We start from the raw sequence: 26,942 nt of genomic DNA on the forward strand, positions 1-26,942 counted from the left end.
CTTTGTTTCTTACCGGGCTTCCGCCCGGCCCCGCGGTCGCCGTGGCCGTTACCGCCCACCCTTGTACTTACTGGGCTTCCGCCCGCCCTCATGGTCGCCGTGGCCGTTGCCGCCCACCCGCTACGAGCCTCAGCTCTCACGTCCCGACGGGAAACCCGCGCTGATCATGGTGCCGTGAGCGGGGGAAACTCCGGTGGGCGGCGTTCCAGGAAGCTGGCGACGCCCTCGGTGAAGTCGGGACGGCTGAATGATTCGAGCATCAGGCGTTCGGCGGCGTCGCGGGAGTCCTCCAGGCCCTTGTCCCAGTCGCCCCACACCTGCCGCTTGATCACCGCCATCGACGAGGGCGAGCTGTTCGTAGCCAGGTCCCGCGCATAGGCGAGGGTCTCGGCCAGCAACTGCTCGCCCGGTACGGCACGCAGCGCGAGCCCCATCCGCGCCGCCTCGACGCCGGTGAACGTCCGGCCCGACATCAGGATGTCCAGCGCCCGGGCCTGCCCGATGAGCTTGGGCAGCACCCACGCCATGCCGTACTCCGCGATGAGGCCGCGGCGGGCGAAGGCGGTGGTCCACTTGGCGTCGGCCGCCGTGAAGACGAGGTCGCAGACGAGCGCGTGCACCATGCCGAGCCCCGCGCAGGCGCCGTTGACGGCCGCGATGATCGGCTTGTTGATCGACACCGGATGGGTGTTCGGTCGTTTGTCGGGTTCTCCGGCGTACTCACCGGTCTGGATGGCGGTGAGCGTCTGGAAGTCCGCGCCTGAGCAGAAGCCCTTGCCCGCGCCGGTGACCACGATGACCCGGACGTCGGGGTTCTGCTCGGCCTCATCCAGCAGGTCGAAGTAGCGGCGCCCCATCTCGTCGGTCCACGCGTTCAGCCGTTCCGGCCGGTTGAACGTGAGCACGAGCACGCCGTCGGCCAGGTCGGTCAGCACCAGTTCCTCGGTCATGGGATCCCCTCTCAGGACCGAATTATGTTCTATCTGTTGTCGGAGCGGCAACAGCGGGGTGGTGGGCGAAGGCCGGCCTCAGCCGTACATCGTCGTAGTAGCGGTGGAAGACCGGAGTGAGCGCGCCCGAGAGCGGCGGCACGATCCAGGACCAGTCGGCCGGGCAGACCCGTCCGGAGCGTTCCTCTTTCTCCAGGTGGGTCATGAAACGTCGCGCTTCGGTGTGATGGTCGGTCATGGTGACCCCCGCTTCGGCGAAGGAGTGCAGCACGGCGACGTTGAGTTCGACCAGGGCGTGATCACGCCAGAGCGTGCGCTCGTTACTGGTGTCCATGCCCAGATGGCGAGCGATCAGCGGTAACTGGTCGTATCGGTCGGTGTCGGCGAGGTTACGCGCGCCGATCTCGGTGCCCATATACCACCCGTTGAAGGGCGCCGCGGGATAGCAGAGCCCCCCGATCTCCAGGCACATGTTGGATATCGCGGGCACGGCATGCCAGCGCAGCCCGAGCTGCGCGAACCACGGATAGTGCGGATGCGTGATCGGCACCTCCATGATCACCTCAGCGGGCAGGGTACGGAGCTCGGTGACCCCTTTGACGTCGATCAGCAGCGGGAGCACGTCGAACCGCCCACCGGGAGGCTCCCAGCCGAGCGCCCGCGCCTGATCGGTGAAGTCGGCGTAGAGCGGATCCCCCACGATCGAGCCGTCCGGCTGGCGATGACCCGCGTACCTGATGAGCTGTTCGTTCCTGATCCTGGCCGCCCGACGCCCCGGACGGTCCGGAGCGAACACGGTGATCGTCGGACGAATCCGCCCCTTGTTCCCCGCGACGCGCAGATGCTCCACGCACTCGTCGGTGATCCCGTCGGCGGTGTCCACATGCCGCCGATCCCTGATCCGCAGCGACTTCCAGTACAGCCGCCCGATGCACCGGCTGCTGTTCCGCCACGCCACCCGCGCCCCGAACGCCAGCTCGCCCGGCGTATGCGTGTAACTCCCGGTCCGATCGATCTCGGCGAGAGCATCCCGCAGCCTGGGCCGTATCGACCCCGCGGCCGGATTCTCCGCATGATAAAGCCGGATGAACTCCTCCGCCGCTGCCTTATCCACCCCCTCATCCTCGTTCTGTACGGCTTTCGCGACCCTCTTCCACCACGTGCCCACGTTGAAAAACCGCCACATTCCACTCGCGGGCCCCCACGCCGATTCCGGGCGGCGCTGTGACCCTCTAGCGGTGGCCCTCCCCCACCACTGCGCATGTCGATCCGCGGCAGCCACGCCTTCAGGCGCAGCAGATCACATTTTCTGCCACTGTCCGATGATTTGTCATCCAAATCTGTGCACGAATGACAACGGAACGTTGCGAGCCTTTCCCTCCCACTACTGCGAGAATCCCTGCAGACGCGCTCAGTAGCCACAGGAGGCCCGATGAACCCCATGCTCACCATCCTCGGGCCCGCCCTGCTCCTCACCGCCGGCTGCGAAACGATCTCAATCGACCGCCTGGCCCCCACCAGCCTCCACCTCGCCACCGTCCAAACCCACCTGACCCAACAGTGGGGACTCCAGTTCGACGAAGGCCACAACCCCCACCAAAACACCCGCCACGGCAGCGTCAACCAACCCTCAGGCGGACGCCTCTCCGCTATCCTCGGCGGCCGCATCCCCGGCCAAGTCCGAACAATCTCCTGCCAGGCCTACGGCAGCCCCCCAGAAACAGCCACCGCCTTCCTCCGCGCCTGCGCCAGCCTCCCCTTCCCCAACCAACCCGCAACCGTCCTCCCCACCCCCACCTGGCCCCGCTACCACCGCACCACCCTCAACGGCATCCACTACCGCCTCACCTCAGTCCCCGAAAAATCCCTCTGGGTCCTCCGCCTATCAATGCCCGACAACTCCCCCCTCCCCTAGCCACCACCCAAAAGAAAACCCCCACAAGCAGGACAACCATCGGGACCCGCCGAAACCAGCAACCCCTTACCCGAAAACAGCAACGCGCCAGCAACCTCGGCGACATGGGAGGCCGTGCCCTCACATCGGGACTCGGGGGTCGCCCCTGCGCAACGACGAGGAGACCTAGGCAAACGAGCCTCCCCAGAAGGCAACGCGCTAGCAACCTCAGGGGGCGTGGGGGGCCTGTGCCCCCCACACGGGGGGCTCGGGGGGTCGCCCCCCCGTGTAAACGCGAGAAGGCCTGCGGGAGCAAGCTCCGCTTGCGACCACAGACCTTCGACTTCGAGCTCCCGCGATAGGACTCGAACCTATAACCTGCCGGTTAACAGCCGGCTGCTCTGCCGATTGAGCTACACGGGATTGCCGCCGCCTTGCGATCCGGCCTTTCGGCCTTCCTTGCGGCGCGGAACTAGATTAGCGCACTCGGGGGGTGGTCTGTCACATCCATTTGGGGACATCGGCTGAGGTTGGATAGATGCTGTTCCTGAGGGTAGGGACCGGTTAGACATGAGCCGGGAGGTGGAAGATGCGGAACAAGCTGATGTTCGCCGCTGGGCTGGGTGTGGGTTATGTCCTGGGCACCCGGGCGGGTCGCGAGCGCTACGAGCAGATCAAGGGTGCGGCGCAGCGGGTGGCCGACAATCCGCGTGTTCAGGAGGCGGCGGGGCTGCTGGGGGCTCGGGTGTCGAGGGCCGCGAACGCCGCGAGGGACATGGCCGATGACAAGTTCGGCGGTCACGTTCCCTTTCGCGGCAAGTCCGAGCGCCACGAACGGGAGACGGTGACCAGCCCAACCGGCTGGCCCGAATCCGACACCCCTCGCGTAACCTGACCCCGATATTTCCCGACTTGCCCGCAGGCCAGGATGGCGAGCCTTCGCACTCCCGTCCATCTTCCGGCCCAGGCAGGATGGCACGCCTTCGCACCTCCCGACCATCTTCCCGCCAGCCAAGGGCGAGCCGCCCTACGACCATGGTTTCGCCCACAGGGTGCCGACCCGTCAGCACTCCCGGTCATCTTTCCGCCTGCCGAAGGCGAGCCGTCAGCGCCTCACGACCATGGTTTCGCCCGCAGGTGGGAAGTCGTGAGCACCTCCCGGCCGTCTTCCGCCCGCGGAGTGGCGAGCCGTGAGCCTTGCGGCCGTCTTTCGACGCGAAAGGCGCGCCGTCGGCGTGTCGCGACCAGAGCCGCCGGTAGCGGGCGTCAGACGCCCAGGGCGCGTCTGACCTCTTCTAGTGCCTGCTCTACAGCGGCGCGGACGCCTGGGTCGGTGGGGTCGAGCTCAGGGTCGTACACGAACTCCCACTCGACCGTGTCGCGGCCGGCGATGCGGCGGGCCACCAGTCGCACGCCGCCGCGCTCGCTGAGCCGTACATACCTGCTTGCCAGAATCGAGTTGGTGACTCGCTCTCTGATCGTCTCCGGCAGCAGGCCGGGCTCCGGGAGATCCACCCGGTGCTGCCCGCCCCCGGTCATGACGACTGTCACGCCCTCCTGGTCCCAGACGGCCCGGTCCACCTCATACCAGGGCACCCGAATCCCGCCAGGCAGGTGCAACGCCTCCAGGGTCGCGACCGCGTAGCCACCCCCAGCCGTCAGCGCATGGCTGAGCGGCCGCTCCCCATGCAAAGCGGTACGAACATCAGCGGGAAGCCGGGACCCGAAAAGACGCATAAGAAGAAACTACTGGACCGGGGATCTCGAGAAGCGAACGGCCGCGCCCGAAGGCGCAGCCGCTCAGAAAACGCCTCAATCCAGGTAGTCCCGCAACATCTGAGCCCGCGTCGGGTGGCGGAGTTTGGCCAGGGTCTTCGATTCGATTTGACGGATTCGTTCCCGGGTTACCCCGAACTCGCGACCCACCTCTTCCAGCGTCCGCGGATGCCCGTCGGCGAGCCCGAACCGCAGCTGGATGATGCGCTGCTCCCGCTCGGACAACGTCGCCAGGATGTCGTCCAGCTGGTCCTGCAACATGATGAAAGCGGCTGCCTCGATCGGCACCACGGCGTCCGCGTCCTCGATGAAGTCACCGAGGTCGGAGTCCTCCTCGCCGATCGGGGACTGCAGCGAGACCGGCTCCTGCGCGATGCGCTGAATCTCGATCACCCGATCGATGGGCAGGTCCATTTCCGCGGCGATCTCCTCCGGCGCGGGTTCGCGGCCGAGATCCTGGTGAAGCTGGCGCTGCACGCGGACCAATTTGTTGATCGTCTCCACCATGTGAACGGGAATTCTAATCGTTCGCGCCTGATCCGCGATCGCGCGTGTGATCGCCTGGCGAATCCACCAGGTCGCGTACGTCGAAAACTTATATCCCTTGGTGTAATCGAATTTCTCGACCGCACGGATGAGACCGAGATTGCCTTCCTGGATCAGGTCCAGGAACAACATTCCACGGCCGACATAGCGTTTCGCGATGGAGACGACGAGGCGGAGGTTGGCCTCGATCAGGCGTTGCTTGGCGCGGACGCCCTCCCAGACGAGGTCCTCGAACTCGGGACGGGCGACCCGGATGGACGGTGTCTCGCAGAGCTTGTCCTCGGCGAAGAGGCCGGCCTCGATGGCCTTGGCGAGTTCCACCTCCTCCTCGGCCGTGAGCAGCGGCACCCGGCCGATCTCCCGCAGGTAGATGCGGACCAGGTCGCTGGTCGGGGCTCGCTTGCCGACATCCTCCTCGTCGGGCTTCGCGGTCTCCTCGTCGCCTTGCGGCTCCAGGACCTCGACCCCGTTCTCGGCGAGCATGCGCACGACGCGCTCCAGCGCGTCCGCAGGCAGCTCGGATCGGTCGAGCGCGGCGGCCACGTCGTCTACCGTGACGCTTCCGCGCTCCCTTCCCTTCACGACGAGCTCCGCCACCTGGTCTACCGATGGCGGCCCGCTTGGTAGCACCGATGCACCCACGGAACACAGTCTGCGGTATAGGCACAGCAAAACGGCAGGCCTATTTTTGTCACCCAAGGTAAGACCTGCGTCATTACCGAATCGATATCAAACCAATGTTTCGGCGCTGTGAGATCAGGAAAGTATTGTTATTCACGCCCCGGCGGCGCGTTCTCTCAACACGCGTCGCTGCTGCTCCAGTGCCACCAGTTCGGCGAACATCCGGTTGTACTCCTGCTGTTCGTCGATCGGGTTGAGGCGTTGCATTCGCGATTTCAACCGGTCCAATGCGCGGCCCACGGTCACTTCCTGGAGTTTCGCCAGCACGGCGGTGCCGTATCGCCCTTCGCCGTTCACGTCGGCGCGGACCGCCTCCACGGCGAAACGGGTGATCAGCGGGCGCAGCTCCTCGGCGGCGCCGTTCAGCAGCCGCTCCACCCACTCCCTGCCGCCCGGGCCGCCTGCCGCCGTGCCGCCGACCGCGAGGATGAGCTGGTAGAGGGCGTTGTGCTCGGGTTGCGCGAAAGTCTCGGCGTCGAGCGCGTCGAACTCGGGGCCGAGCAGGGCGGGGCGCTGGACGGCCAGCTTGAGGGCTTCAGCCTCCAGCCGGGCCATCGGGTCCATCGGCTCCTTGCGGCCGCCGGCGCGGGCGGGCCGGGCCGCGGGACGCGTCTCCGCGGGGCGGGCGGCGATCTCCTGGATGCGCTCGACCACGAATCGTTCGTTCATGAAGCCGAGCCAGCGGTCGAGATCCACCGCGTACATCCCGCGCAGCGCGCGGTCCTTGATCGAGGCGACGACGGGGGCGGCGGCGTCCAGGGCGGAGAGTTTGCCCTCGTTGGTGTTGAGGTCGAAGCGGGAGATGACGCTGCGGATGGCGAAGGCGAACAGCGGCTCGCGGCTGGCGACCAGGTCCCGGACGGCCGCGTCGCCCTGCTTGACCCGCAGGTCGCACGGGTCGAGGCCGTCTGCCTGGACCGCGACATAGGTCTGGGTGACGAACTTCTGCTCGTCCTGGAAGGCGCGCAGCGCGGCCTTCTGCCCGGCCGAGTCGCCGTCGAAGGTGAAGATCACCTCGCCCTGGCCCTGGTCGAACAGGATGCGCCTGAGCACCTTGATGTGGTCTTCGCCGAAGGCGGTGCCGCAGGTGGCCACGGCGGTGGGCACGCCGGCCAGGTGCAGGGCCATGACGTCGGTGTAGCCCTCGACGATGACGGCCTGGGAACGCTTGGAGATCTCCCGTTTGGCCAGGTCGATCCCGTACAGCACGGAACTCTTGTGGTAGATCGGGCTTTCCGGGGTGTTGAGGTATTTGGGGCCGTCGTCGGCGTCCAGCAGCTTGCGGGCGCCGAAGCCGATGACGTCGCCGGTGATCTCGCGGATCGGCCAGATCAGGCGGCCGCGGAAGCGGTCGCGCGGGCCGCGCCGGCCTTCGGCGGCCAGGCCGCCGCGCAGCAGTTCCTGGCTGGTGAAGCCGCGGCCCATCAGGTGGCGGGTGAGGGCTTCCCACTCGTTGGGGGCGTAGCCGATGCCGAAGTGCTCGGCGTCGACGCGTTCGAAGCCGCGCTCGGACAGGAACCGGCGGCCGGCCGCGGCCTCGGGGGTGGACAGCTGGGAGACGTAGTATTCGGCGGCGGCGCGGTGCGCCTCGATCAGCCGGGAGCGTTCGCCCTGCTGCCGCCCGGGGACGTAGCCGCCCTGCTCGTAGCGGAGCTGGAGGCCGACCCGCTGGGCCAGCCGCTCGACCGCCTCGGCGAAGGTCAGCGCGTCGATCTTCTGGATGAAGGTGATGACGTCGCCGCCCTCGGAGCAGCCGAAGCAGAAGTACATGCCCCGCGCGGGGGTGACGTTGAACGAGGGCGACTTCTCATCGTGGAAGGGGCAGAGCCCTTTCAGGTTGCCGCCGCCCGCGTTGCGCAGTTGCACATAGTCGCCCACGACATCGGCGATCTGCGCGCGTTCGCGCACGAGCGCGATGTCCTCATCACTGATCCGGCCTGCCACGTCGCGAGTCTATTGGCCGGAACGGGCGGGCTCGACGTTCAATGGGACGATCACCTTAGGCTCCTCCTCCTCGGGCTTCTGGGTGGGTTTGGGTTTCGGCTCCTGTGCCTTGCCCGCGCACAGCACCGAGCACGCCGGGAGCGTGCCAACCCGTTCGCGCACCGCCAGCATGGCCGCCCGGGGGGAGAACGTGCGGTTGCCGTCCCACCAGGCGTCCAGGAACGTCCAGGGGTCGACCATGCCGCGCCGGATCCACCAGTACTGCGGCGGCGCCGGCCAGCTGACCGCGAAATACAGATTACTCGCCGTGCTCCGGGCGTTGCCCGTGTTGCCCACCCGGCCGAGCAGCCGCCCCGCTTTGACCTTCACTCCCGGCCGGATGCCCGGCGCGACCGTGTCGAGGTGGCCGCCGAGGTAGAGCACGCCGTCCTCGCCGAGCACGGTGACATACCGGCCCTCCCGGTGGGCGCCCTGGTCAGTGGAGGGTTTCCACTTATTCTGTACGTTGACCTCGCGCACCACGCCGTCCACGGGGGCCACGAAGGCGCAGCCGCGCCCGGCCCAGATGGTGGTCTTGGGCAGCACCAGCCGCCTGCGCTCGTAGGTGGTCCTGCAGCCCTTGACCGGGTAGACGTAGCTGAACCGGGAGACCTTGGGCGGGGGCAGCCGGACGGGCTCGTCGCCGGGCGGGGGCACGACGGCCGCGGCGAACGTCGTGCCCGGCGTGGCGGTGCCGTCCACGGTCGGTTCTGCGGCCGACAACGCGCGCGGCGAGGGAGGATTGGTGCTCACGCCGGCCACTCCGGCCGGTGCGCTGCACGCGGCCGTGAGCAGAACGAGCGCCAGTGTCCCCGATCGCATGATCTCCACCTGCGTGACGGTATCGAAACTCTTCCTCTCTTTTGTAACCGACCAGCATGTCGATTCGGACTAGAACGGGGTTTCCGGGTCGGCCAGCTCGGCCGGGTCCACCTGGCGGCCGGACCGGATCAGCGCCTGGATGTCGTCGACGACGTCCCAGACGTTGACGTTCATGCCGGCGATCACCCGGCCCTGCCGCAGCCAGAACGCGATGAACTCCAGGTCCGCGCCCCGGATGACGATCTGGTCGTGGCCGTCGATGTCGCCGGAGAACTCCATGCCCAGTTCGAACTGGTCGGTGTAGAAGTAGGGCAGCAGGTCGTAGCTGACCGGGAGGCCCATCATGGCGCGGGCGGCGGCCGGGCCCTGGTTGAGGGCGTTGGCCCAGTGCTCGATCCGGATCCGGCGGCCGAGCAGCGGGTGGGCGGCCTCGGCGACGTCCCCGGCGGCGAAGACGGCGGGGTCGCTGGTGCGCAGGGACGCGTCGACCAGGATGCCGGTGCCGACGTCGAGCCCGGCGCCGGCGGCCAGCTCGATGTTGGGGGCGGCGCCGATGCCGACCACCACGTCGTCGGCCGGGAGCGACTCGCCGCCGGAGATCTCCACGGCGCGCACGTGCCCGCCCTCGCCGCGCAGCCGGGTCACGGACGCGCCGAGGCGGAACTCGACGCCGTTGCGCCGGTGCAGGCCGGCGAAGACCTCGCCGATCCTGCTGCCGAGGGTGCGGTTCAGCGGGGTCGGCTCGGGCTCGACGACGACCACGCGACACCCGGCCTTGCGGGCGGCGGCGGCCGTCTCCAGGCCGATCCAGCCCGCCCCGATGATCACCACGTCGCCGCCGTGGCCGAAGGCGGCCCGCAGCGCCTGGCTGTCGGCCAGGGTGCGCAGGTAGTGCACGCCGTCCAGGTCCGCGCCGTCCACCGGCAGCGGGCGCGGCGTGGACCCGGTCGCGATCAGCAGCCGCAGGTACGGCAGCCGCTCCCCCGTCCCCAGCTCGACCACCTGCTCCCCGGGCACCACCCGGGTGGCCGGTACGCCGAGGCGCAGGTCCACGTCGTGCGCGCGGTACCAGCCGTCCTCGTGTACATAGACCTCGGGCAGCTCGGCCGAGCCCTGCAGGTAGCCCTTGGAGAGCGGCGGCCGCTCGTACGGGCGTTCCTGCTCGGCCGCGATGATCGTCACCGGCCCGTCGAACCCCTCGGCCCGCAGGGTCTCGGCAGCCTTGGCACCGGCCAGGCCGCCACCGATGATGACGAACCGCGAATCGTGATGAGACATGTCAGGGTGCTCCTTCCCTACGGCCGATCCTCGCACCTGTCAGGCGCCCGTGCAGGGCGATGGCGGAGGCGTCGGTGAGGGAGGCGATCTGGTCGACCACGGCGCGCAGCCGGCCGGCGTCGCCCACCGCGAGCTCGAAGGCGGGGCGGAGCGCGGGCTCCAGAGTGGCGGGCGCGCCCAGCATGATCAGCGAGGCCAGTTCGGCGATCAGCTCGCGCTGCCGTCCCTGGGTGGCGTGGTGGTCGTCGCGGGTCATCACGTAGTGCGCGGTGATGCCTTTGAGCAGGGCGCACTCCAGCCGGGTGAGGCGCGGCACGATCAGGTCGGCGTCGTGGCGGCCCGCCGACTCGGCCGGGTAGGCGGCCCTGGTGGCCTCCTGGGCGGAGCGGCAGAACCGGCCGATGGTGGTGCTGGTGAGGCGTTTGAGCGCGGCCAGGTCGGCCAGGCCGCCGTCGAAGTGGGCGGGCCAGACTGGTCCGGCGGCCAGGCGGGCGAAGATGTCCTCCAGCTCGCCCAGGTCGGTGTCGGGCGCGTACCAGGCGCGGGTGGTGCGGCAGACCTCGCGGCGCTCCTCGGGGTCGCGGAGCGCCTTGGGGGTGACGTGGCCGGAGTGCAGCGCGTCCTCCAGGTCGTGCACGGAGTAGGCGACGTCATCGGCCCAGTCCATGATCTGCGCCTCAAAGCTGACCCGGCCGGGTGGGGCCCCTTGCCGTACCCAGTCGAAGACCGGCTGATCGTCCGGGTAGACGCAGTATTTGGGGCCGGATTCGCGGGTCCACGGGTATTTGATGGCGGCGTCCAGGGCGGCGCGGGTGAGGTTGAGCCCGGCGCTGCGGTCGTCCTCGGTGAGGACCTTGGCCTCCAGCCGGGTGAGCAGCCGCAGGCTCTGCGCGTTGCCCTCGAAGCCGCCGCAGCGGGCGGCCACCGCGTTCAGGGCGGTCTCGCCGTTGTGGCCGAAGGGCGGGTGGCCGAGGTCGTGGGCCAGGCAGGCGGTCTCCACCAGGTCGGGGTCGCGGCCCAGGACCCCGGCCATCTCGCGGCCGATCTGGGCGCATTCCAGGGAGTGGGTGAGCCGGGTGCGCGGGCTGTGCATGCCGCGCTCGCCGGGGGTGACGACCTGCGTCTTGGCCGCCAGCCGGCGCAGCGCGTCGCTGTGCAGGACGCGCGCCCGGTCCCGCTCGAACGGCCCGCGCTCGGTGTGGCCCACCGGTTCGGGAACCCATCGTGCCTGGTCGTGTTCGGTGTACGGCGTCACGAGTTCCCCCTTTCTCTGCAGGGAGTGAGACAGTACCCGCAAACACCGCTCTCAACGACAAACGCGATGGAAACAGTGGCCCCGTGTCCGTTGGCGACCGGGCGCTGGAGCCCGGTCGCCAACGGTTTACGGCTATCGGGTGTCGGATCCCGCGCTGCGGAGCGCGGCCCGGCCCGCCTCCAGCCGCGCCACCGGAACCCGGAACGGCGAGCAGGAGACGTAGTCGAGGCCGATCTCGTGGCAGAACCGGACCGATTCGGGGTCGCCGCCGTGCTCGCCGCAGATGCCCAGCTTGAGATCGGGCCTGGCGGCGCGCCCCTCCTCGACCGCGATCCGCATCAGGCGGCCGACGCCGTCCCGGTCCAGGGACTCGAACGGCGACACCCCGAAGATCCCCAGATCCAGATATTTCCCGAAGAAGGAGGCTTCGACGTCGTCGCGGGAGAAGCCCCAGGTCATCTGGGTGAGGTCGTTGGTGCCGAAGGAGAAGAACTGGGCGGCCTCGGCGATCTGCCCGGCGGTCAGCGCGGCCCGCGGGACCTCGATCATGGTGCCGATCAGGGCGTGCACGCCGGCCTCGGCGAGGATCGTGAGCGCCTCCTCGCGTACGCTCTCCAGCTCCTGGACCGCGCCGACCAGCGGGATCATGATCTCGGCGCGGGCCTTCGTGGCCTGCCTGGCCGCCTGGGCGATCGCGCGGACCTGCATGGCGAACAGGCCGGGGATGACCAGGCCGAGCCGTACCCCGCGCAGGCCGAGCATCGGGTTCTGCTCGTGCAGCCGCTTGACTGCGGCGAGCAGCCGGGCGTCCTTCTCCGTTCCCGCGCCGGTGGCCACCTTGACCGACAGGTCCACGAGGTCGGGCAGGAACTCGTGCAGCGGCGGGTCGATCAGCCGGATCGTCACCGGCAGCCCGGCCATCGCCTCGAACAGGCCGGCGAAGTCGGCCCTCTGCAGGGGTTCCAGGGCGTCCAGGGCGGACTGCCGCTCGGCCGGGGTCTCGGCCAGGACCAGGTCCTCCACCAGCTGGCGGCGCTCGCCCAGGAACATGTGCTCGGTACGGCACAGCCCGATGCCCTGCGCGCCGAACCGCCGCGCCCGGGCCGCGTCCTCGGGGGTGTCGGCGTTGGCGCGGACGGCCAGCCGCCTGCTGCCGTCCGCGTGCGCCATGATCCGGTGGACGGCCGCCACCAGCTCGTCGCCGGAGGGCATGCCCTCGAAGTACTCCACCACGGGCGAGGCCACCACGGGCACCTCGCCCAGGTAGACCGCGCCGGTGCTGCCGTCGATGGAGACGACGTCGCCCTCCTCGACGACGGTGCCGCCGACGGTGAAGCGGCGGGCCCTGGAGTCCACCTCCAGGGCCTCGGCGCCGCAGACGCAGGTCTTGCCCATGCCGCGGGCCACCACGGCGGCGTGCGAGGTCTTACCGCCGCGCGAGGTCAGCACCCCCCTGGCGGCGATCATGCCGGAGAGATCGTCGGGGTTGGTCTCGCGCCGTACCAGGATCACGTCCACGCCTTGGGCGGCGAGTTCGACGGCGCGGGCGGAGGAGAAGACGGCCCGGCCGACGGCCGCGCCCGGGGAGGCGTTCATGCCCTTGGTCAGCAGCGTGTTCTTCGCGCCGTCGGCGAAGCGGGGGAACATCAGCTGGGCGAGCTGGTCGCCGGTGCACCGGACGACGGCCTCGTCGATGTCGATGAGGCCCTCGTCGACGAGCTGCACGGCGATCCGGAAGGCCGCGGCGGCGGTCCGCTTGCCGACCCGGGTCTGCAACATCCAGAGCTTGCCGCGCTCGATGGTGAACTCGATGTCGCACAGGTCCCGGTAGTGCCCCTCCAGGCGGCCCATGATGTCCACGAGCTCCTGGTAGGAGGTCGGGTCGATCTTCTCCAGTTCCTGCAACGGGACGGTGTTGCGGATGCCCGCCACCACGTCCTCACCCTGTGCGTTCTGCAGGTAGTCGCCGTAGACACCCTGCTGCCCAGAGGCGGGGTCGCGGGTGAAGGCGACGCCGGTGCCGGAGTCCATGCCAAGGTTGCCGAAGACCATGGCGACCACGTTGACGGCCGTGCCGAGGTCGGCGGGGATGCGCTCCTGGCGCCGGTAGAGCACCGCGCGCGACGCGTTCCAGGAGTCGAAGACCGCGCGGATGGCCAGCTCCATCTGCTCGCGCGGGTCGCCGGGGAACTCCCGGCCCTTCTCGGCCCGCACGATCTCCTTGTACGTCCCGACCAGGCGCCGGAAATCCGCCGCGTCGAGATCGAGGTCGGCCCGGCCGCCCTTGAGCTCTTCCAGCGCCTCCTCGAACTTCTCCCCGTCGATGCCGAGCACGGTCCGGCCGAACATCTGGATCAGCCGCCGGTAGGAGTCCCACGCGAACCGCTCGTTGCCCGACTTGGCGGCGAGCCCGTGCACGGAGGCGTCGTTGAGGCCGATGTTGAGGACGGTCTCCATCATGCCCGGCATCGAGAATTTGGCCCCGGAACGTACGCTCACCAGCAGCGGGTCCTCGGGGTCGCCGAGGCGCTTGCCCATGGCCGCCTCGAGCTTGGCCAGGTGCGTGGCGATCTCCTCGACCGGAATCTCAGCGTCGGCCAGATACTTCCGGCACGCCTCCGTGGTGATGGTGAACCCGGGCGGCACGGGAAGACCCAGATTGCTCATTTCCGCGAGATTGGCGCCCTTGCCTCCGAGTAGATCGCGAAGATCTTTGTTCCCCTCGGTGAAGTCGTAGACGTATTTCGGCACGATGAGCTCCTCCAGCAAACGCAGACCGACCCCGCTTTCAGCGACTCTACCGATAAAGAACACCACGAATCGTCACGACTGTCACATGTAACCATTTCCGCAGGCAGAGGCCCATAAACCGGTCTAATCCAATTCAGTGAAGCGTAAAAAACGACCATTCTTCTCACCCTCCGCGAAGTGGTATAAACCAATTTTTCAGAGGTGCGAAATGTTGCCTGCGCGTTAATTGGTGTAGACCATTTGCCGGGAAGAAGCCTCACAGACTATCGGGGGTATTGATGAGGCGTCTGGCGGCCGTTGCCGCGCTACTGGCTCTGTGCGCGTGCGGGACGACCGCGCCCGCCCCGGAGACCAGGGCGAAACCCGCGGAGATCAACTGGGGCGCGTGCGAGAAGATCGCGCCGACGGCGGGCTTCCAGTGCGCGACCATGGAGGTCCCGCTGGACTACACCAAGCCGGACGGCAAGACGATCGGTATCGCGCTGATCCGGCTGCGGGCCACCGGACCCGGCGCCAAGATCGGCTCGCTGCTCCTCAACTTCGGCGGCCCCGGCGGTTCCGGGGTCAGCACCCTGACGGACGCGGCGGCGGCGTTCCGCAGCCTGGGCGGGCGCTACGACCTGGTCAGCTTCGACCCGCGCGGGGTGGAGCGCAGCGACGGCGTGCGCTGCATGGACCCCAAGCCCTTCGAGGCGTTCCTGCAGGCCGAACCCAGCCTGGACGTGCCCACCCAGACCCGGCTGCTGACCGAGTTCGCGCAGGCGTGCCAGAAACATTCGGGGGAGATCCTGCCGTACGTGGGGACGCTGAACGCGGTCAGGGACATGGAGATGCTGCGGGTCCGGCTCGGCGATCCGAAGCTGAACTTCCTCGGGTTCTCCTACGGCACCCACCTGGGCGCGCTCTACGCGACGCAGTTCCCGAAGCGGACCGGGCGGATGGTGCTGGACGCGGCGGTGGATCCGGCGCTGGGACTGCTGGAGCAGTCCAAGACGCAGGCGAAGGGATTCCAGCGGGCGTACGAGAACTACCTGGCCGACTGCGCCACGCAGGACTGCCCCTTCAACGGCAACACGGCCGTGCTCGGCCTGCTCTCCTCGCTGCGGCGCAAGCCGCTCAACGTGCAGGGGCGGCTGGTCACCGACGACACGGCCAGGGTCGCCATCGCCGAGGCGCTGTACAGCGAGCTGACCTGGCCGCTGCTCACCCAGGCCATCGCGGACGCGATCGCGGGCAACGGCGCGGGCCTGCTCAATCTGGCCGACTCCTACTCCGGGCGCCAGCCGGACGGCAGCTACAACACCCTGCAGTCGTCGCTGATCGCGATCCTCTGCGCGGACACCACGGACCGGCCCAGCGTCCAGGAGTCGGTCAGCCTGGCCAAGGAGATGAGCAAGAAGTCGCCGATCTTCGGGCCCGACGTCGCCAGCGCGGGCGGTTGCAGCGTCTGGCCCGCGCGCGGGGAGGACAGCAACAAGCACATCGACGCCCGTGGCTCGGGGCCGATCGTGGTGATCGGCACGACCAACGACCCGGCCACGCCGTACGAGTGGGCTCCCAAGCTGACCGAGCAACTGGGCACCGGCGTGCTGCTGACGCTGAAGGGCGAAGGCCACGGCGCGTACGGCCAGAACACCTGCATCGACATGCTCGTCGACGCCTATTTCCTGGACGGCAAGGTCCCCGGCAACGGCACCGTCTGCCCCTGATTAATCAGAAACCCGTCCCATGGACAGCCGCATAGCCGCCGACCAGGCGAATCACCGCTGCGGCTGCCCAGATCACGACTTTCTAATTAAAATCCGCGGGATTACCCTCAGGAACCTCGCCGGGACTCGGCCCGGGCAGCCAGAGCACGAACGTGCTGCCCGTGCCCAGCTCGGAGAAGACCCGGACCAGGCCGCCGTGCGACTCGACGATCTGGCGGACGATCGCCAGGCCGAGCCCGGTGTGCCGGTCCCTGCGGCTGGCGTGCCCGCGCCAGAACCGGTCGAACACCCGGTCCCGATCGTCCTCGGCGATGCCGGGCCCGGCGTCCTGCACGGCCGCCCACACCCAGCCGTCGCGCTCCCCCGCCGCCACGATCACCTCGGTGCCGGCCGGCGCCAGCCGGACCGCGTTGGAGATCAGGTTCCCGACCGCGCGGCGCAGCGCGTCGTGGTCGCCGACGGTGGACAGGCCGGGGCGCAGCAGCCGCCGCAGCGTCAGGTTCCTGGCCAGGGCGAGGGCGGCGAACTCCTCGCAGGCCTCGTTGGCGATGGCGGCCAGGTCCACGTCGGCGTCCACGAAGGCGGGGGCCTGGCGGCGGGCCGAGGCGAGCAGGTCCTCGACCAGGCGGGTCATCCGGGTGGTGGCCCGGTCCACGATGGCGACCGCGCGCAGCCGCTCCTCATCGGTGGCCTCCGGCGCGGTCAGCACCGCGTCCAGGTTGGCCCGGATGATCGCCAGCGGGCTGCGCAGCTCGTGCGAGGCGTCGTCGATGAGCTGGCGCTGGGCCCGGAAGGCGTCCTCCAGCCGGCCGAGCATGGTGTCCACGGTCTCGGCCAGGTCGCGCAGCTCGTCCCGGGGCCCGGCCAGGTTGATCCGCCGGGCCAGGTCGGTGGCCTGGATCTCGGCGGCGGTCCTGGTGATCGACCGGATCGGCCGCAACGCCCGCCCGGCCAGCACCCAGCCGATCACCAGCGCGGCCAGGAAGAGCCCGGCCAGCGTGCCGAAGGAGTAGTTGCGCAGGGTCTCCATGGTGCGCACGTTGACCGCGTTCTCCACCTCCTCGACCTGCACCACGGGGATCTTCCCCAGATACTCCCCGGACCGGGTCTGGGCCTTGGCGTACTCCACCGTGTACGGCCGCTGCTCGGTGGTCTTGGACACCGCGAAGTAGATCGCCCCCAGCACCAGCGCGGCCGAGGCGATCAGCAGCCCGGAGTAGAGCACGGTCAACCGGAACCTGATCGTCTGCACGAAGAGCCTCACGTGGCCCCCCGCAGCCGGTAGCCCCTGCTGATCACGGTCTCGATCAGAGAGTCGCCGTCCCCGGCCAGCTTGCGCCGGAGCGTGCCCACGGTCACCCGGACCGTGTTGGTGAACGGGTCGGTGTGCTCGTCCCAGACGTGTTCGAGCAGCTCCTCGGTGGAGACGACGTGCCCAGGACGGGTCATCAGGTAGTGCAGCACCCCGAACTCCTTGGGGGTCAAGCTGAGCGGGCGCCCGCCCCGGTAGGCCTCCACCCGCGCGGTGTCCAGGCGCAGGTCGCCGACCTCCAGCACGGCGGTCCCCCCGGCGGAGTCGCGCCGCAGCAGCGCCCGCACCCGGGCCAGCAGCTCCGGGAACGCGAACGGTTTCACCAGGTAGTCGTCGGCGCCCTCGTCCAGGCCCTTGACCCGGTCGTCCAGCCGGTCCCTGGCGGTCACCATCAGGATGCGGACCTGGCCGCCGCCCTCGCCGCGCCGGACCGCCCGGCACAGCTCGAACCCGTCCCCGCCCGGCAGGTTCAGGTCGAGCAGGACCAGATCGTAGGCGTTGACCTTCAGTTTCTCGTCGGCGGTAGGCGCGTCGTAGGCGACGTCCACCGCGTAACCGGCCCGGACCAGGCCGACTCTGAGCGCGTCGACGAGGTCTTCCTCGTCCTCCACCACGAGCAGCCTCATCTATCGAACCTAGTCCCGGATGATGCGTTCCGCGACCGAGGCCGCCCGGTCCACGGGGATCGCGAACCCGATGCCGATGTTGCCGCCGCGCCGCGACAGGGTGGCGATGACCGTGTTCACGCCCACCACCTCGCCGCGCACGTTCACCAGCGGCCCGCCGGAGTTGCCCGGGTTGATGGAGGCGTCGGTCTGCAGCGCGGTCTGCCTGCCGCCGTTGCCGAGCTGGACCTCCCGGTCCAGGGCGCTGACGATCCCCGACGTGACCGTCCCGGCCAGGCCGAGCGGCGACCCGATCGCCAGCACCTGGTCACCCACCCGGACGTCGGCCGAGCGGGCCAGCATGGCCGGGACCAGCCCGGACCCCGCCTCCACCTGCAGCACCGCCAGGTCGTAGGCCTCGTCGCTGCCGATCACCCGCGCCGACAGCCGCCGCCCGTCGTGCAGGATCACGGTCACCGAATCCGCGTCATCCACCACATGAGCATTTGTCAGCACATGGCCGACCTGGTCGATCGCGAAGCCCGAACCGGAGCCACGCCCGGCCTCCACCGAGACCACGCTCGGCAGCACCGTCGACGCCGTGCCGCTCAGGCTGCCCGCCGACGGCAGCGGCCCGGCCGCCGACCGGGGCAGCGCCACGGCGCGCTGCTCCTGTTCCGGCCGCCCCGTCAGCCATCCGGCCGCGCCACCGGCGACGCCGCCGACCAGCAGCGCCACCAGCGTCGCCGACGCCAGAGCCCCCCGCCGCCGCTCCTCCTGCCGCTCCGGTACGGCCCGCGCCACCGGCCGCCACTCGATCGGCACCTGCTGGAATCCCGGCCCGCTGGGCGTCCCGAGTCCGATGGGATCTGTCACGCGCGCCTTCCTAGGGGATCCGGGAGAACCAGAACAGGGACGTTCCGGCCGCGACGACCGCGCCGAGCAGGCCGAGGCCGACGAACCACGGCCACACCTCCTGCCGCTCGACCCGGAACCCGACCGAGCTGCCGATGTCGTCGTAGACGGCCCGCAGCTCGTCGCCGGAGGCGGCCTCGTAGAAGCGGCCCCCGGTGGAGTCGGCCAGGTCCTTCAGGGCGGGGCCGTCCACCGGGACCTGGACGGTGCGGCCGTCCATCTGGATCATGCCGCGCGGCGTGCCGTACGCGATGGTGGAGACCGGCACCCGCCGGCCGGTGGCCTCGGCAACGGCCTCGGCGATGGAACGCCCGGTGGTGATCGAGCCGTCCGAGAGCAGCACCACGTGGGCGGGCGGGGGGTCCGCGCCCGCCTGCGCGTCGATCGTGCTGATCGCGTCGAGGGAGGCGAACACGGCCTCCCCGATGGCGGTGCCCGCGGAGGTGGACAGCCGGTCGACCGCGTCCAGGACGGCCTGCCGGTCGGTGGTGGCCGGGACGGCTATGGACGCGTATTGCGAGAACGCCACCAGACCGAGGTTGAAACGAGGGGGCAGCCCCTCGGCGAACCGGCGCGCGGCCTGCTGGGCGGCCGCGAACCTGGTCGGTTCGACGTCCTCGGCCAGCATGGACGCGGAGACGTCGAAGGCGACGATGACGGTCGCCCGCTCCCGGGGCACCTGGACCTCCGCGGTCGGGCGGGCGAACCCGATGACCAGCAGGACGAGCATGACCGAGAAGGCGGCGGCCGGAACGTGGCGGCGAAATCCCGGCCCCCTGGGGGCGACGCTGGTGAGCAGGTCCAGGTTGGTGAAGCGGACCGCGTACTTGCTGCGGCGCAGCTGCATGACCAGGTAGGCGGCGACGATCGCGACCACCGGGATGAGCAGCAGCAGCCACTGCGGCGCGAGGAAGTTCATCCTGCGCCTCCCGCCAGCCGGGCCAGGCGGCGTTGCAGCAGGATGTGCTGGATCAGGTCGCGCAGCCAGTCCCGGTCGGTGCGCAGGGCCAGATGGGCGGCCCCGGCCCGGCGGATGGCGGCGCGGATGCTCCCGCGCTGGGCTTCGGCGGCGGCAGCATAGCGTTCCCGCAGCCGGGCGCTGCCGCTGGCGATCTCCTGCCGCCGCCCGGTCTCCGGATCCACCAGGGTGATCACGCCGACGTCGGGCAGGGTCAGCTCGCGGGGGTCGGCGACCTCGACGGCCAGCACCTGGTGGCGCACCCCGAGGTGGCGCAGCGGGGTCTCCCAGGTCTCGGCCGGGTCCAGGAAGTCGGAGACGACCACGACCAGACCCCGCCGCAGCACGGTCCGGCGCAGCTGGTCCATGGCGAAGCCGATCCTGGGCACTCCCTCGCCGTCGCGGGGCAGGGTCATGATCGTGCGCATCAGCGCCATCAGGTGCGCCCGGCCGGTCCTGGCGGGCAGCCGCCGGATCGCGCCGGACTGGAGCACGTGCGCGCCGATCCGGTTGCCGGTGCGCTGGGTGAGAAAGCCCACCGAGGCGACGGCCGCCAGCGCGAGCGCGCGTTTCTCCATCAGGCCCGTGCCGAAGTCCATGCTGGCGGTCGCGTCCAGCAGCACCCACACCTCCAGCTCCCGGTCCGCGACCATATCCCTGACGTGCGGCAGGGCGGTACGGGCGGTGACGTTCCAGTCCATCCGCCGCACGTCATCCCCCGCCTGGTACGGCCTGGCCTCCGCCGGTTCCGTCCCCGGCCCCGGCAGCAGGCCGAGATGGTCGCCCTGGAGCAGCCCGTCCAGCTTGCGGGTGACGGTGAGTTCGAGCCGCCGCAGCACCTCCTCGGGCGGTCTCACGCCGCTTCCTCCTCCTGGGTAGGCGCGATCTTGGGCTGCGGAATGGTCCTGAGCAGCTGTTCCACCAGGTGGCGGGCGGACATGCCCTCGGCCAGGGCGTCGAAGGAGAGCACCAGGCGGTGCGCGATCACGTCCACGGCCAGGTCGGCGACGTCGCCGGGGAGCACGTAGTCGCGGCCGCGCATCAGGGCCAGCGCGCGGGAGGCGGCGACCAGGCCGAGGGTGGCCCGGGGGCTGGCGCCGAAGGCGAGCAGGCGGGTGAGCTCGGGCAGGCCGTACCTGTCGGGGGTTCTGGTGGCGTAGACGAGGCGGACGGCGTATTCGGCGACGGCGTGGTGCACGAAGACGGTCTCGGCGGTGCGCTGCAGGGCGAGCAGCTCGTCCGGGCCGAGGACCTGGGCGGCCCGCGGGGGGTCCACGCTCATCCGGTAGAGGATGGCGAGCTCCTCGGACTCGGTCGGGTAGCCGACGTCGATCTTCATCAGGAAGCGGTCCCGCTGGGCCTCCGGGAGCTGGTAGACGCCTTCGGACTCGATCGGGTTCTGGGTGGCCAGCACCAGGAACGGGGTCGGCACCGGGTGGGTGGTGCCGCCGATGCTGACGTGCCGTTCCGCCATCACCTCCAGCAGGGCGGACTGCACCTTCGCCGGGGCCCGGTTGATCTCGTCGGCGAGCACGAAGTTGGCCATCACCGGCCCGAGTTCGGTGTCAAAGCTCTCGGTCGAGGGGCGGTAGACGCGGGTGCCGACGATGTCGGAGGGCACCAGGTCGGGTGTGAACTGGATCCGGGCGAACGAGCCCCCCGCCACCGCGGCCAGGGTCTCGGCGGCCAGCGTCTTGGCGATGCCGGGTACGCCTTCGAGCAGGCAGTGGCCGCGGGCCAGGATGGCCACAAGCATGCGTTCGACCATCTTGTCCTGGCCGACGATCACTCTCTTGACCTCGAACAGCGCGCGTTCGAGCCGCTGGGACTCGCTCACAGTTCGAGGAACGGGCAGTCGTCCACCACGAGCAGCAGCTCGGCTTCCGGGCGCGGCGCGGGTTCCGCGTTAGCGGGCCCCGCCGTCACCAGCACGAGCCCCGAGGCGAGCGCCGCCGCCTTCCAACGAGTAGACATGGGTCCCCTTCCCAAAGCAACAATCACCCCATGTCAGCAAACCGCCCCGAAAACCCCCATAAATCAGCGTTTTACTTCATCTTTCGGAATCGATCAGTCGCCACTCTGGCCATGACGAAACGGGTCCGTCCAGGAGGTCTTCGACCTCCTGGACGGACCCGTGGGCACAGCCAAGGACTGGGACCGCGCTCGCGGACGCTGATCCCGTGGGCGGGCTAGTCGTTCAGGTGCTGGCGCAGGTAGGCCTCGACCTGGTCGAGGCTCACCCGCTGCTGGGCCATCGTGTCCCGCTCCCGGATGGTGACCGCGTGGTCCTCCAGGGTGTCGAAGTCGACCGTGATCGCGAACGGCGTGCCGATCTCGTCCTGGCGGCGGTAGCGGCGGCCGATCGCGCCCGCGTCGTCGAAGTCCACGTTCCAGCGGCGGCGCAGCTGGGCGGCCAGGTCCTTGGCCTTCGGGGAGAGGTCGGCGTTGCGGGACAGCGGCAGCACCGCGACCTTGACCGGCGCGAGCCGGTGGTCCAGGCGCATGACCGTGCGCTCCTCCATCACGCCCTTGGCGTTGGGAGCCTGATCCACCGTGTACGCGTCGAGCAGGAAGGTGAGCGCCGCCCGGTCGACTCCGGCGGCAGGCTCGATGACAAACGGCACATACCGCTCGCCGGTCTCCTGCTCGAAGAACGACAGGTCCACCCCGGAGGCCTTGCCGTGGCTGCTCAGGTCGAAGTCGGTGCGGTTGGCGATGCCCTCAAGCTCGCCCCACTCCGCGCCGGTGAAATTGAACCGGTACTCGATGTCGACCGTGCGCTTGGAGTAGTGGGACAGCTTGTCCTTCGGGTGCTCGTAGAGCCGCAGGTTGTCCTTGGCGATGCCCAGATCGACATACCAGCGCAGGCGCTCGTCGATCCAGTACTGGTGCCACTCCTCGTCGGTGCCCGGCTTGACGAAGAACTCCATCTCCATCTGCTCGAACTCGCGGGTCCTGAAGATGAAGTTGCCCGGGGTGATCTCGTTGCGGAAGGACTTGCCCTGCTGGCCGATGCCGAAGGGGATCTTCTTGCGGGCCGACTGCTGCACGTTCAGGTAGTTGATGAAGATGCCCTGGGCGGTCTCCGGGCGCAGGTAGGCCAGGCCCGACTCGTCCTCGACCGGGCCCAGGTAGGTCTTCAGCAGGCCGCTGAACTGCTTGGGCTGGGTGAACGCGCCCTTGGTGCCGCAGTTCACGCAGACCAGGTCGGCCAGGCCGTGCTCCGGGGCCTTGCCGTGCTTCTCGATGTAGGCCTCTTCGAGGTGGTCGGCCCGATACCGCTTGTGGCACGACTGGCACTCGGTCAGCGGGTCGGTGAAGGTCTCCACGTGGCCGCTGGCGACCCAGACCTCGCGGGCCAGGATCACGCACGAGTCCAGGCCCACGACGTCGTCGCGGCCCTGCACCACGCTCTTCCACCACTCGCGCTTCACGTTGTTCTTCAACTCGACCCCGAGCGGACCGTAGTCCCAGGAAGCGCGCAGTCCGCCATAGATCTCGCTCGACGGGTACACGAGCCCGCGGCGCTTGGCGAGACTGACGATGGTTTCCATGACGTCGGTACGACGTGCCATGAGTGCGGCTCCATCCGGCTGGGTGTCGGCGCTGGGATTGATATCCGCCAAGCTTAGGGGAATCCCGAGGTGACCCGCTCAGCCCTTTCCGTACACCTGCTCGTAGCCGCTGGGCTCGTTGATCATGAGGGTCATCAGCGGATACATCGCCATCCTGGCCGCGGACAGGGCACGGCGGTAGAAACCCGCGCCGTCCCACTCGCTGACCAGGGCCCACAGGTTGGGCTCGTCCACCGAGCGGCTCACCTGGCCGCGGACGAATCCGTCCTGGGCGGCGAGCAGATCGAGGATCTCCGCGGCCTGACCGGTGAACTGGTCGGTCTGCGCCTCGGGCACCGAATAGCGGATCACGGCGAGCATGGGCCCCAGCATGCCATCACCCTGGTGGAGTCGCGGCGTTAGGCTCGTGACCGTGGCCGATACCTCTAAACCCCGCAAATCACCGCACCCGCTGGCCAAGCCAGGGCCGCCGGCCCGCAAGCCCGCGGCCAAGCGTCCGCTGCCGGCGGGGGAACAGTTCTTCACGCCCGGCGCGACCGGGTTCCGCCGGGCGGTCGAGCAGCGCAGCGCGACGGTGCTGGTGTTTCTTTACCAGCTGCCGCGCTGGCTGGTGCCGGTCCTGCTGGTCGTGCTGTTGCTGGTGGGATTCGCCGTGGCGGACTGGCGTGGCGGGCTGGCGGTGCTGCCGGTGTTCGGGTTCGTGGCGTGGCTGGCGTACATGTCCTGGCCGTCCTTGCGGCCGGGTGGGCGGTTGCTTCGGGTGGCACTGGGCACATTTCTCCTGCTAGTGGCACTCACCCGGTTCGGGGTCATCTGACACGGCGGATAAACCGGACAGTTTTGACAACCGTTTTCATTTTCCTTCATACTCGTAAGCGTGATGTCCGGAAATTTGCGCTTGCGTAGTCTCATAGCCGTCGCGGGGGCGGCTCTGCTCACCGTGCCCGCCTGCGGGTCCATCGCCGATCGATCTCCTCAATCGGCCCAGGCCGGGGGCAAGCTCCACGTCGCCGCCGCCTTCTATCCTCTCCAGTGGCTGTCCCAGCGCGTCGGCGGGGCCGACGTGACCGTGGAGGGGCTCACCAAGCCGGGTGTCGAGCCGCACGACCTGGAGCTGTCACCCCGGCAGGTCGCCGACATCCAGAGTTCCGGGCTGATCGTCTACATCAAGGGCGTGCAGCCGGCCGTGGACGAGGCCGTCCAGCAGCACGCCGCCGGCGAGGGCTTCGACGCCGCGACAGTCGTCCCCACCCTCGCGACCGTGACGCACGAGGAAGAGCACGAAGAAGACGGGCACGCGCACGAGGACATCGGTTACGACCCGCACATCTGGCTTGATCCCCACCGTTTCGCCACCATCGCCACCAAACTCGGCGAACGGCTCGCCACCGCCGACCCGGCGCACGCGTCCGGCTACCGGGAGCGCGCCGCCGCCACGGCCGCCGACCTCAACACGCTGGACAAGGAGTTCCAGCAGGGGCTGACCACCTGCGCCAACCGCGCCATCGTCACCAGCCACTCGGCCTTCGGCTATCTGGCCAACCGCTACATGCTCGAACAGATCGGCATCAGCGGCATCGACCCGGACGCCGAGCCCTCCCCGGCCCGCCTGGCCGAGGTGGCCGGGATCGCCAAGCAGAAGAAGGTGACTACCATTTTCACCGAGGAGCTCGTCAGCCCGAAGGTCGCCGAGGTCCTCGCCCAAGAGGTCGGCGCGAAGACGGCGGTGCTCAATCCGCTGGAGAGCCAGCCCGCCGGCGGCGACTACCTGACCGCCATGCGGGGCGACCTCGCCACCCTCCGCACCGCGCTTGGCTGCACATGACCGCACCTGCCGCGCACGACCTGGGAAAGGCGGTGAACGTGCCCGCCACGACGGCCTTCCGGATGACCGCCGGGCGGATCAGCCTGGACGGCCGGGAGATCCTCCGCGGCATCGACCTCGCCATCGAGGAGGGCGAGGTCGTCGCCGTCCTCGGAGCCAACGGCTCCGGCAAGTCCACCCTGATCCGCGCGCTGCTCGGCCTGATCCCCCTGTCCGGCGGCGCCACCGAGTTGTACGGCGCGCCCCCCGCCCGGTTCCGGCAGTGGTGGCGCGTCGGCTACGTGCCGCAGCGCCTCTCGGTCGGCGGCGGCGTGCCCGCGACCGTGCGCGAGATCGTGTCCTCCGGCCGGATCGCCCGCCAGAGCCGCTTGCGCCCCACCAGCGCGGCGGACAAGGCGGCGGTCGCCCGCGCCCTGCGTGAGGTGGGCCTGAGCGACCGGGCCGGGGACCCCGTCCAGGCCCTGTCCGGCGGCCAGCAGCAGCGGGTCCTGATCGCCCGCGCGCTGGCCGGGGAACCGGACGTGTTCGTGCTGGACGAGCCCACGGCCGGGGTGGACGCGGCCAGCCAGCGGCACCTGGCCGACACCCTGGCCGGGCTGATCAAGGGCGGCAGGACCGTGCTGCTGGTGGCGCATGAGCTGGGCCCGCTGGAACCGCTGATCACCCGCGCGGTCGTGCTCAAGGAGGGCTGCGTGGTGCACGACGGCCCGCCCCCGCAGGCCGTCGGCGCGCACGCGCTGCCCGGGCACGACCACGTGCACCCGCACGCCCCCCACCCCGGCGCCGGAGCGCTCTCCGGCTGGTCGGACGCCGCGATCGGGTCGCGCACCGAGAACCTGGATCTATGACGTGATAGAGCTGCTGTCCCTGGACTTCATGCGGTACGCGCTGGCCGCCGCCGTGCTGGTCGGCCTGACCGCGCCCGCCGTCGGCACCTTCATCGTGCAGCGCCGCCTGGCCCTGCTCGGCGACGGCATCGGCCACGTCGCGCTGACCGGCGTGGCGCTGGGCTTCCTGACCGGGACCGCGCCGGTGCTGACCGCCGTCGTGGTGGCCGCGCTCGGCGCGGTCGTCATCGAGCTGGTCCGGGCCAGGGGCAGGACCAGCGGGGACGTGGCGCTGGCGCTGCTGTTCTACGGCGGCCTGGCGGGCGGCGTCATGCTGATCTACCTGACCCCCGGCGGCAGCACGGCCTCGCTCAACTCCTACCTGTTCGGCGCGATCACCAGCGTGAACCGGCAGGACGTGTGGGTCATCGCCGTCCTGGCCGTGCTGGTGCTGGCCGTGCTGGCGGTCTTCGGCCGCGAGCTGTTCGTGCTCTGCCAGGACGAGGAGGTGGCCCGCTCCGCCGGCCTGCCCACCCGCTTCCTCGGCCTGCTCATCGCCGTGGTGGCGGCCGTCACCGTGGTGGTCGCCATGCGGGTGGTGGGCCTGCTGCTGGTCAGCGCGCTCATGGTGGTCCCGGTGGCCACCAGCCAGCAGCTGACCCGCAGTTTCCGGGCCACCATGGCCCTGGCCATGCTGTTCGGCGTGCTCGCCACGGTGGGCGGGCTGACGTCCTCCTTCTACCTGGACGTGCCGTCCGGCGCGGCGATCGTCCTGCTCGCCCTCGCCGGGTTCGCCGTGGCCCTCGCGGTGGGTAGATTCGTACGGCGAAGCCGTACCCGGGAGTCCATATCATGAGCAGAAGCCGCGACGCGGTGCACGAGATTCTCCGCAGGAGCGAGAGCTTCCGCAGCGCGCAGGACATCTTCACCGAGATGCGGTCGGTCGGCGCGAAGATCGGGCTGACCACGGTCTACCGGGCGCTGCAGGCGCTCAACGACGACGGCCGGGTGGATGTGCTGCGCACCGACGACGGCGAGGCCGTCTACCGGGCCTGCGCCAGTGGCGTGCACCACCACCATCTGGTCTGCCGCGTGTGCGGCCGGACCGTGGAGGTGGCCGGGCCCGACGTGGAGCGCTGGGCGGAGGCGATCGGGGCCGAGCACGGGTTCGTGGAGATCACGCACACGGTGGAGGTCTTCGGCACCTGCGCCGACTGCTCAGGTCCGCGCTGAGAACTGGAGCGGCCGCAGGAGTCCTTCCGGGGGGATACGCTTCCTGG

The 26,942-nt window shown here is 69.7% G+C and carries 26 protein-coding genes and 1 tRNA gene; 8 read left to right on the forward strand and 19 right to left on the reverse strand.

The features are described 5' to 3' along the window. Nucleotides 1–164: 164 nt before the first annotated feature. Nucleotides 165–950: an enoyl-CoA hydratase-related protein gene (locus tag Aple_RS30460; RefSeq protein WP_155348163.1), complete on the reverse strand. Its 786-nt coding sequence runs from the start codon at nucleotides 948–950 to the stop codon at nucleotides 165–167. Nucleotides 951–972: 22 nt separating this feature from the next. Beyond that, the gene (locus Aple_RS30465; RefSeq protein WP_246264883.1) at nucleotides 973–2,064 is read right to left on the reverse strand and encodes a nitric oxide synthase oxygenase; all 1,092 of its coding nucleotides are present in this window, start codon (nucleotides 2,062–2,064) and stop codon (nucleotides 973–975) included. Between the two features lie 318 nt (nucleotides 2,065–2,382). On the opposite strand from Aple_RS30465, the gene Aple_RS30470 reads away from it, so the two are divergent. After that, nucleotides 2,383–2,865, forward strand: coding sequence for a hypothetical protein (locus tag Aple_RS30470; RefSeq protein WP_155348165.1), 483 nt, complete (start codon nucleotides 2,383–2,385; stop codon nucleotides 2,863–2,865). Nucleotides 2,866–3,194: 329 nt separating this feature from the next. Here the strand turns inward: Aple_RS30470 and Aple_RS30475 are convergent. Continuing rightward, nucleotides 3,195–3,267 (reverse strand) — tRNA-Asn (locus tag Aple_RS30475). Between the two features lie 166 nt (nucleotides 3,268–3,433). Between Aple_RS30475 and Aple_RS30480 the strand changes: the two genes are divergently transcribed. Next, nucleotides 3,434–3,739 carry a YtxH domain-containing protein gene (locus tag Aple_RS30480; RefSeq protein WP_155348166.1) on the forward strand — a complete coding sequence of 102 codons (306 nt, stop codon included), beginning with the start codon at nucleotides 3,434–3,436 and terminating at the stop codon, nucleotides 3,737–3,739. A 371-nt stretch (nucleotides 3,740–4,110) separates the two neighbouring features. Here Aple_RS30480 and Aple_RS30485 read toward each other — a convergent pair whose 3' ends face one another. The 7 genes from Aple_RS30485 to ppdK all read right to left on the reverse strand — a co-directional run bounded on the left by Aple_RS30485 (nucleotide 4,111) and on the right by ppdK (nucleotide 13,936). Continuing rightward, nucleotides 4,111–4,581 carry a hypothetical protein gene (locus Aple_RS30485; RefSeq protein ID WP_155348167.1) on the reverse strand — a complete coding sequence of 157 codons (471 nt, stop codon included), beginning with the start codon at nucleotides 4,579–4,581 and terminating at the stop codon, nucleotides 4,111–4,113. Between the two features lie 75 nt (nucleotides 4,582–4,656). Then, entirely contained in the window at nucleotides 4,657–5,796 is a 1,140-nt protein-coding gene (rpoD, locus tag Aple_RS30490) for an RNA polymerase sigma factor RpoD (protein ID WP_155338147.1), read from the reverse strand. A gap of 144 nt (nucleotides 5,797–5,940) precedes the next feature. Further along, nucleotides 5,941–7,791, reverse strand: coding sequence for a DNA primase (dnaG, locus tag Aple_RS30495; RefSeq protein ID WP_155348168.1), 1,851 nt, complete (start codon nucleotides 7,789–7,791; stop codon nucleotides 5,941–5,943). 9 nt (nucleotides 7,792–7,800) lie between these two features. After that, nucleotides 7,801–8,652, reverse strand: coding sequence for a M23 family metallopeptidase (locus tag Aple_RS30500; protein ID WP_155348255.1), 852 nt, complete (start codon nucleotides 8,650–8,652; stop codon nucleotides 7,801–7,803). Between the two features lie 69 nt (nucleotides 8,653–8,721). Next, complete coding sequence (locus Aple_RS30505) at nucleotides 8,722–9,930, reverse strand: NAD(P)/FAD-dependent oxidoreductase (protein ID WP_155348169.1); 1,209 nt, start codon at nucleotides 9,928–9,930, stop codon at nucleotides 8,722–8,724. A gap of 1 nt (nucleotide 9,931) precedes the next feature. After that, entirely contained in the window at nucleotides 9,932–11,185 is a 1,254-nt protein-coding gene (locus Aple_RS30510) for a deoxyguanosinetriphosphate triphosphohydrolase (protein WP_155348170.1), read from the reverse strand. A gap of 132 nt (nucleotides 11,186–11,317) precedes the next feature. Further along, entirely contained in the window at nucleotides 11,318–13,936 is a 2,619-nt protein-coding gene (gene ppdK / locus Aple_RS30515) for a pyruvate, phosphate dikinase (protein ID WP_155348171.1), read from the reverse strand. Nucleotides 13,937–14,214: 278 nt separating this feature from the next. Here ppdK and Aple_RS30520 point away from each other — a divergent pair, with 278 nt between their 5' ends. Next, the gene (locus Aple_RS30520) at nucleotides 14,215–15,645 is read left to right on the forward strand and encodes an alpha/beta hydrolase (protein ID WP_155348172.1); all 1,431 of its coding nucleotides are present in this window, start codon (nucleotides 14,215–14,217) and stop codon (nucleotides 15,643–15,645) included. A gap of 82 nt (nucleotides 15,646–15,727) precedes the next feature. Here Aple_RS30520 and Aple_RS30525 read toward each other — a convergent pair whose 3' ends face one another. The 9 genes from Aple_RS30525 to Aple_RS30565 all read right to left on the reverse strand — a co-directional run bounded on the left by Aple_RS30525 (nucleotide 15,728) and on the right by Aple_RS30565 (nucleotide 23,382). Beyond that, nucleotides 15,728–16,909, reverse strand: coding sequence for a sensor histidine kinase (locus Aple_RS30525; protein ID WP_155348173.1), 1,182 nt, complete (start codon nucleotides 16,907–16,909; stop codon nucleotides 15,728–15,730). Continuing rightward, complete coding sequence (locus tag Aple_RS30530; RefSeq protein ID WP_170321741.1) at nucleotides 16,906–17,583, reverse strand: response regulator transcription factor; 678 nt, start codon at nucleotides 17,581–17,583, stop codon at nucleotides 16,906–16,908. The genes Aple_RS30525 and Aple_RS30530 overlap by 4 nt, the downstream gene beginning before the upstream one ends. 9 nt (nucleotides 17,584–17,592) lie before the next feature. Then, nucleotides 17,593–18,438 (reverse strand): S1C family serine protease, encoded by an 846-nt coding sequence (locus tag Aple_RS30535; RefSeq protein WP_155348174.1) that lies wholly within the window; start codon nucleotides 18,436–18,438, stop codon nucleotides 17,593–17,595. Between the two features lie 10 nt (nucleotides 18,439–18,448). Continuing rightward, nucleotides 18,449–19,396, reverse strand: coding sequence for a VWA domain-containing protein (locus Aple_RS30540; protein ID WP_155348175.1), 948 nt, complete (start codon nucleotides 19,394–19,396; stop codon nucleotides 18,449–18,451). Next, nucleotides 19,393–20,292: a DUF58 domain-containing protein gene (locus Aple_RS30545; RefSeq protein WP_155348176.1), complete on the reverse strand. Its 900-nt coding sequence runs from the start codon at nucleotides 20,290–20,292 to the stop codon at nucleotides 19,393–19,395. Before Aple_RS30545 ends, Aple_RS30540 begins: the two co-directional genes overlap by 4 nt. After that, nucleotides 20,289–21,272, reverse strand: a complete 984-nt coding sequence (locus Aple_RS30550; protein WP_246264884.1) for an AAA family ATPase — start codon at nucleotides 21,270–21,272, stop codon at nucleotides 20,289–20,291. The genes Aple_RS30545 and Aple_RS30550 overlap by 4 nt, the downstream gene beginning before the upstream one ends. Continuing rightward, nucleotides 21,269–21,409 carry a hypothetical protein gene (locus Aple_RS30555; protein ID WP_155348177.1) on the reverse strand — a complete coding sequence of 47 codons (141 nt, stop codon included), beginning with the start codon at nucleotides 21,407–21,409 and terminating at the stop codon, nucleotides 21,269–21,271. Before Aple_RS30555 ends, Aple_RS30550 begins: the two co-directional genes overlap by 4 nt. Before the next feature lie 215 nt (nucleotides 21,410–21,624). Continuing rightward, nucleotides 21,625–22,989 (reverse strand): glycine--tRNA ligase, encoded by a 1,365-nt coding sequence (locus Aple_RS30560; RefSeq protein ID WP_155348258.1) that lies wholly within the window; start codon nucleotides 22,987–22,989, stop codon nucleotides 21,625–21,627. Nucleotides 22,990–23,088: 99 nt separating this feature from the next. Beyond that, a complete protein-coding gene (locus Aple_RS30565) occupies nucleotides 23,089–23,382 on the reverse strand; it encodes an antibiotic biosynthesis monooxygenase family protein (RefSeq protein WP_246264885.1) in 294 nt (97 codons plus the stop codon). A gap of 40 nt (nucleotides 23,383–23,422) precedes the next feature. On the opposite strand from Aple_RS30565, the gene Aple_RS30570 reads away from it, so the two are divergent. The 5 genes from Aple_RS30570 to Aple_RS30590 all read left to right on the forward strand — a co-directional run bounded on the left by Aple_RS30570 (nucleotide 23,423) and on the right by Aple_RS30590 (nucleotide 26,895). Beyond that, the gene (locus Aple_RS30570) at nucleotides 23,423–23,827 is read left to right on the forward strand and encodes a DUF6703 family protein (RefSeq protein WP_246264886.1); all 405 of its coding nucleotides are present in this window, start codon (nucleotides 23,423–23,425) and stop codon (nucleotides 23,825–23,827) included. An 81-nt stretch (nucleotides 23,828–23,908) separates the two neighbouring features. Beyond that, nucleotides 23,909–24,835 carry a metal ABC transporter substrate-binding protein gene (locus Aple_RS30575; RefSeq protein ID WP_246264887.1) on the forward strand — a complete coding sequence of 309 codons (927 nt, stop codon included), beginning with the start codon at nucleotides 23,909–23,911 and terminating at the stop codon, nucleotides 24,833–24,835. Next, on the forward strand, nucleotides 24,832–25,683 hold the full coding sequence (locus Aple_RS30580) for a metal ABC transporter ATP-binding protein (RefSeq protein ID WP_170321742.1): 852 nt from the start codon (nucleotides 24,832–24,834) through the stop codon (nucleotides 25,681–25,683). The genes Aple_RS30575 and Aple_RS30580 overlap by 4 nt, the downstream gene beginning before the upstream one ends. A gap of 1 nt (nucleotide 25,684) precedes the next feature. Next, the gene (locus tag Aple_RS30585; protein ID WP_155348179.1) at nucleotides 25,685–26,518 is read left to right on the forward strand and encodes a metal ABC transporter permease; all 834 of its coding nucleotides are present in this window, start codon (nucleotides 25,685–25,687) and stop codon (nucleotides 26,516–26,518) included. Further along, entirely contained in the window at nucleotides 26,515–26,895 is a 381-nt protein-coding gene (locus Aple_RS30590; protein WP_155348180.1) for a Fur family transcriptional regulator, read from the forward strand. The genes Aple_RS30585 and Aple_RS30590 overlap by 4 nt, the downstream gene beginning before the upstream one ends. Nucleotides 26,896–26,942: the final 47 nt, after the last annotated feature.

Origin of the sequence: Acrocarpospora pleiomorpha, from assembly GCF_009687885.1 — a bacterium.
Lineage (GTDB): Bacteria > Actinomycetota > Actinomycetes > Streptosporangiales > Streptosporangiaceae > Acrocarpospora > Acrocarpospora pleiomorpha.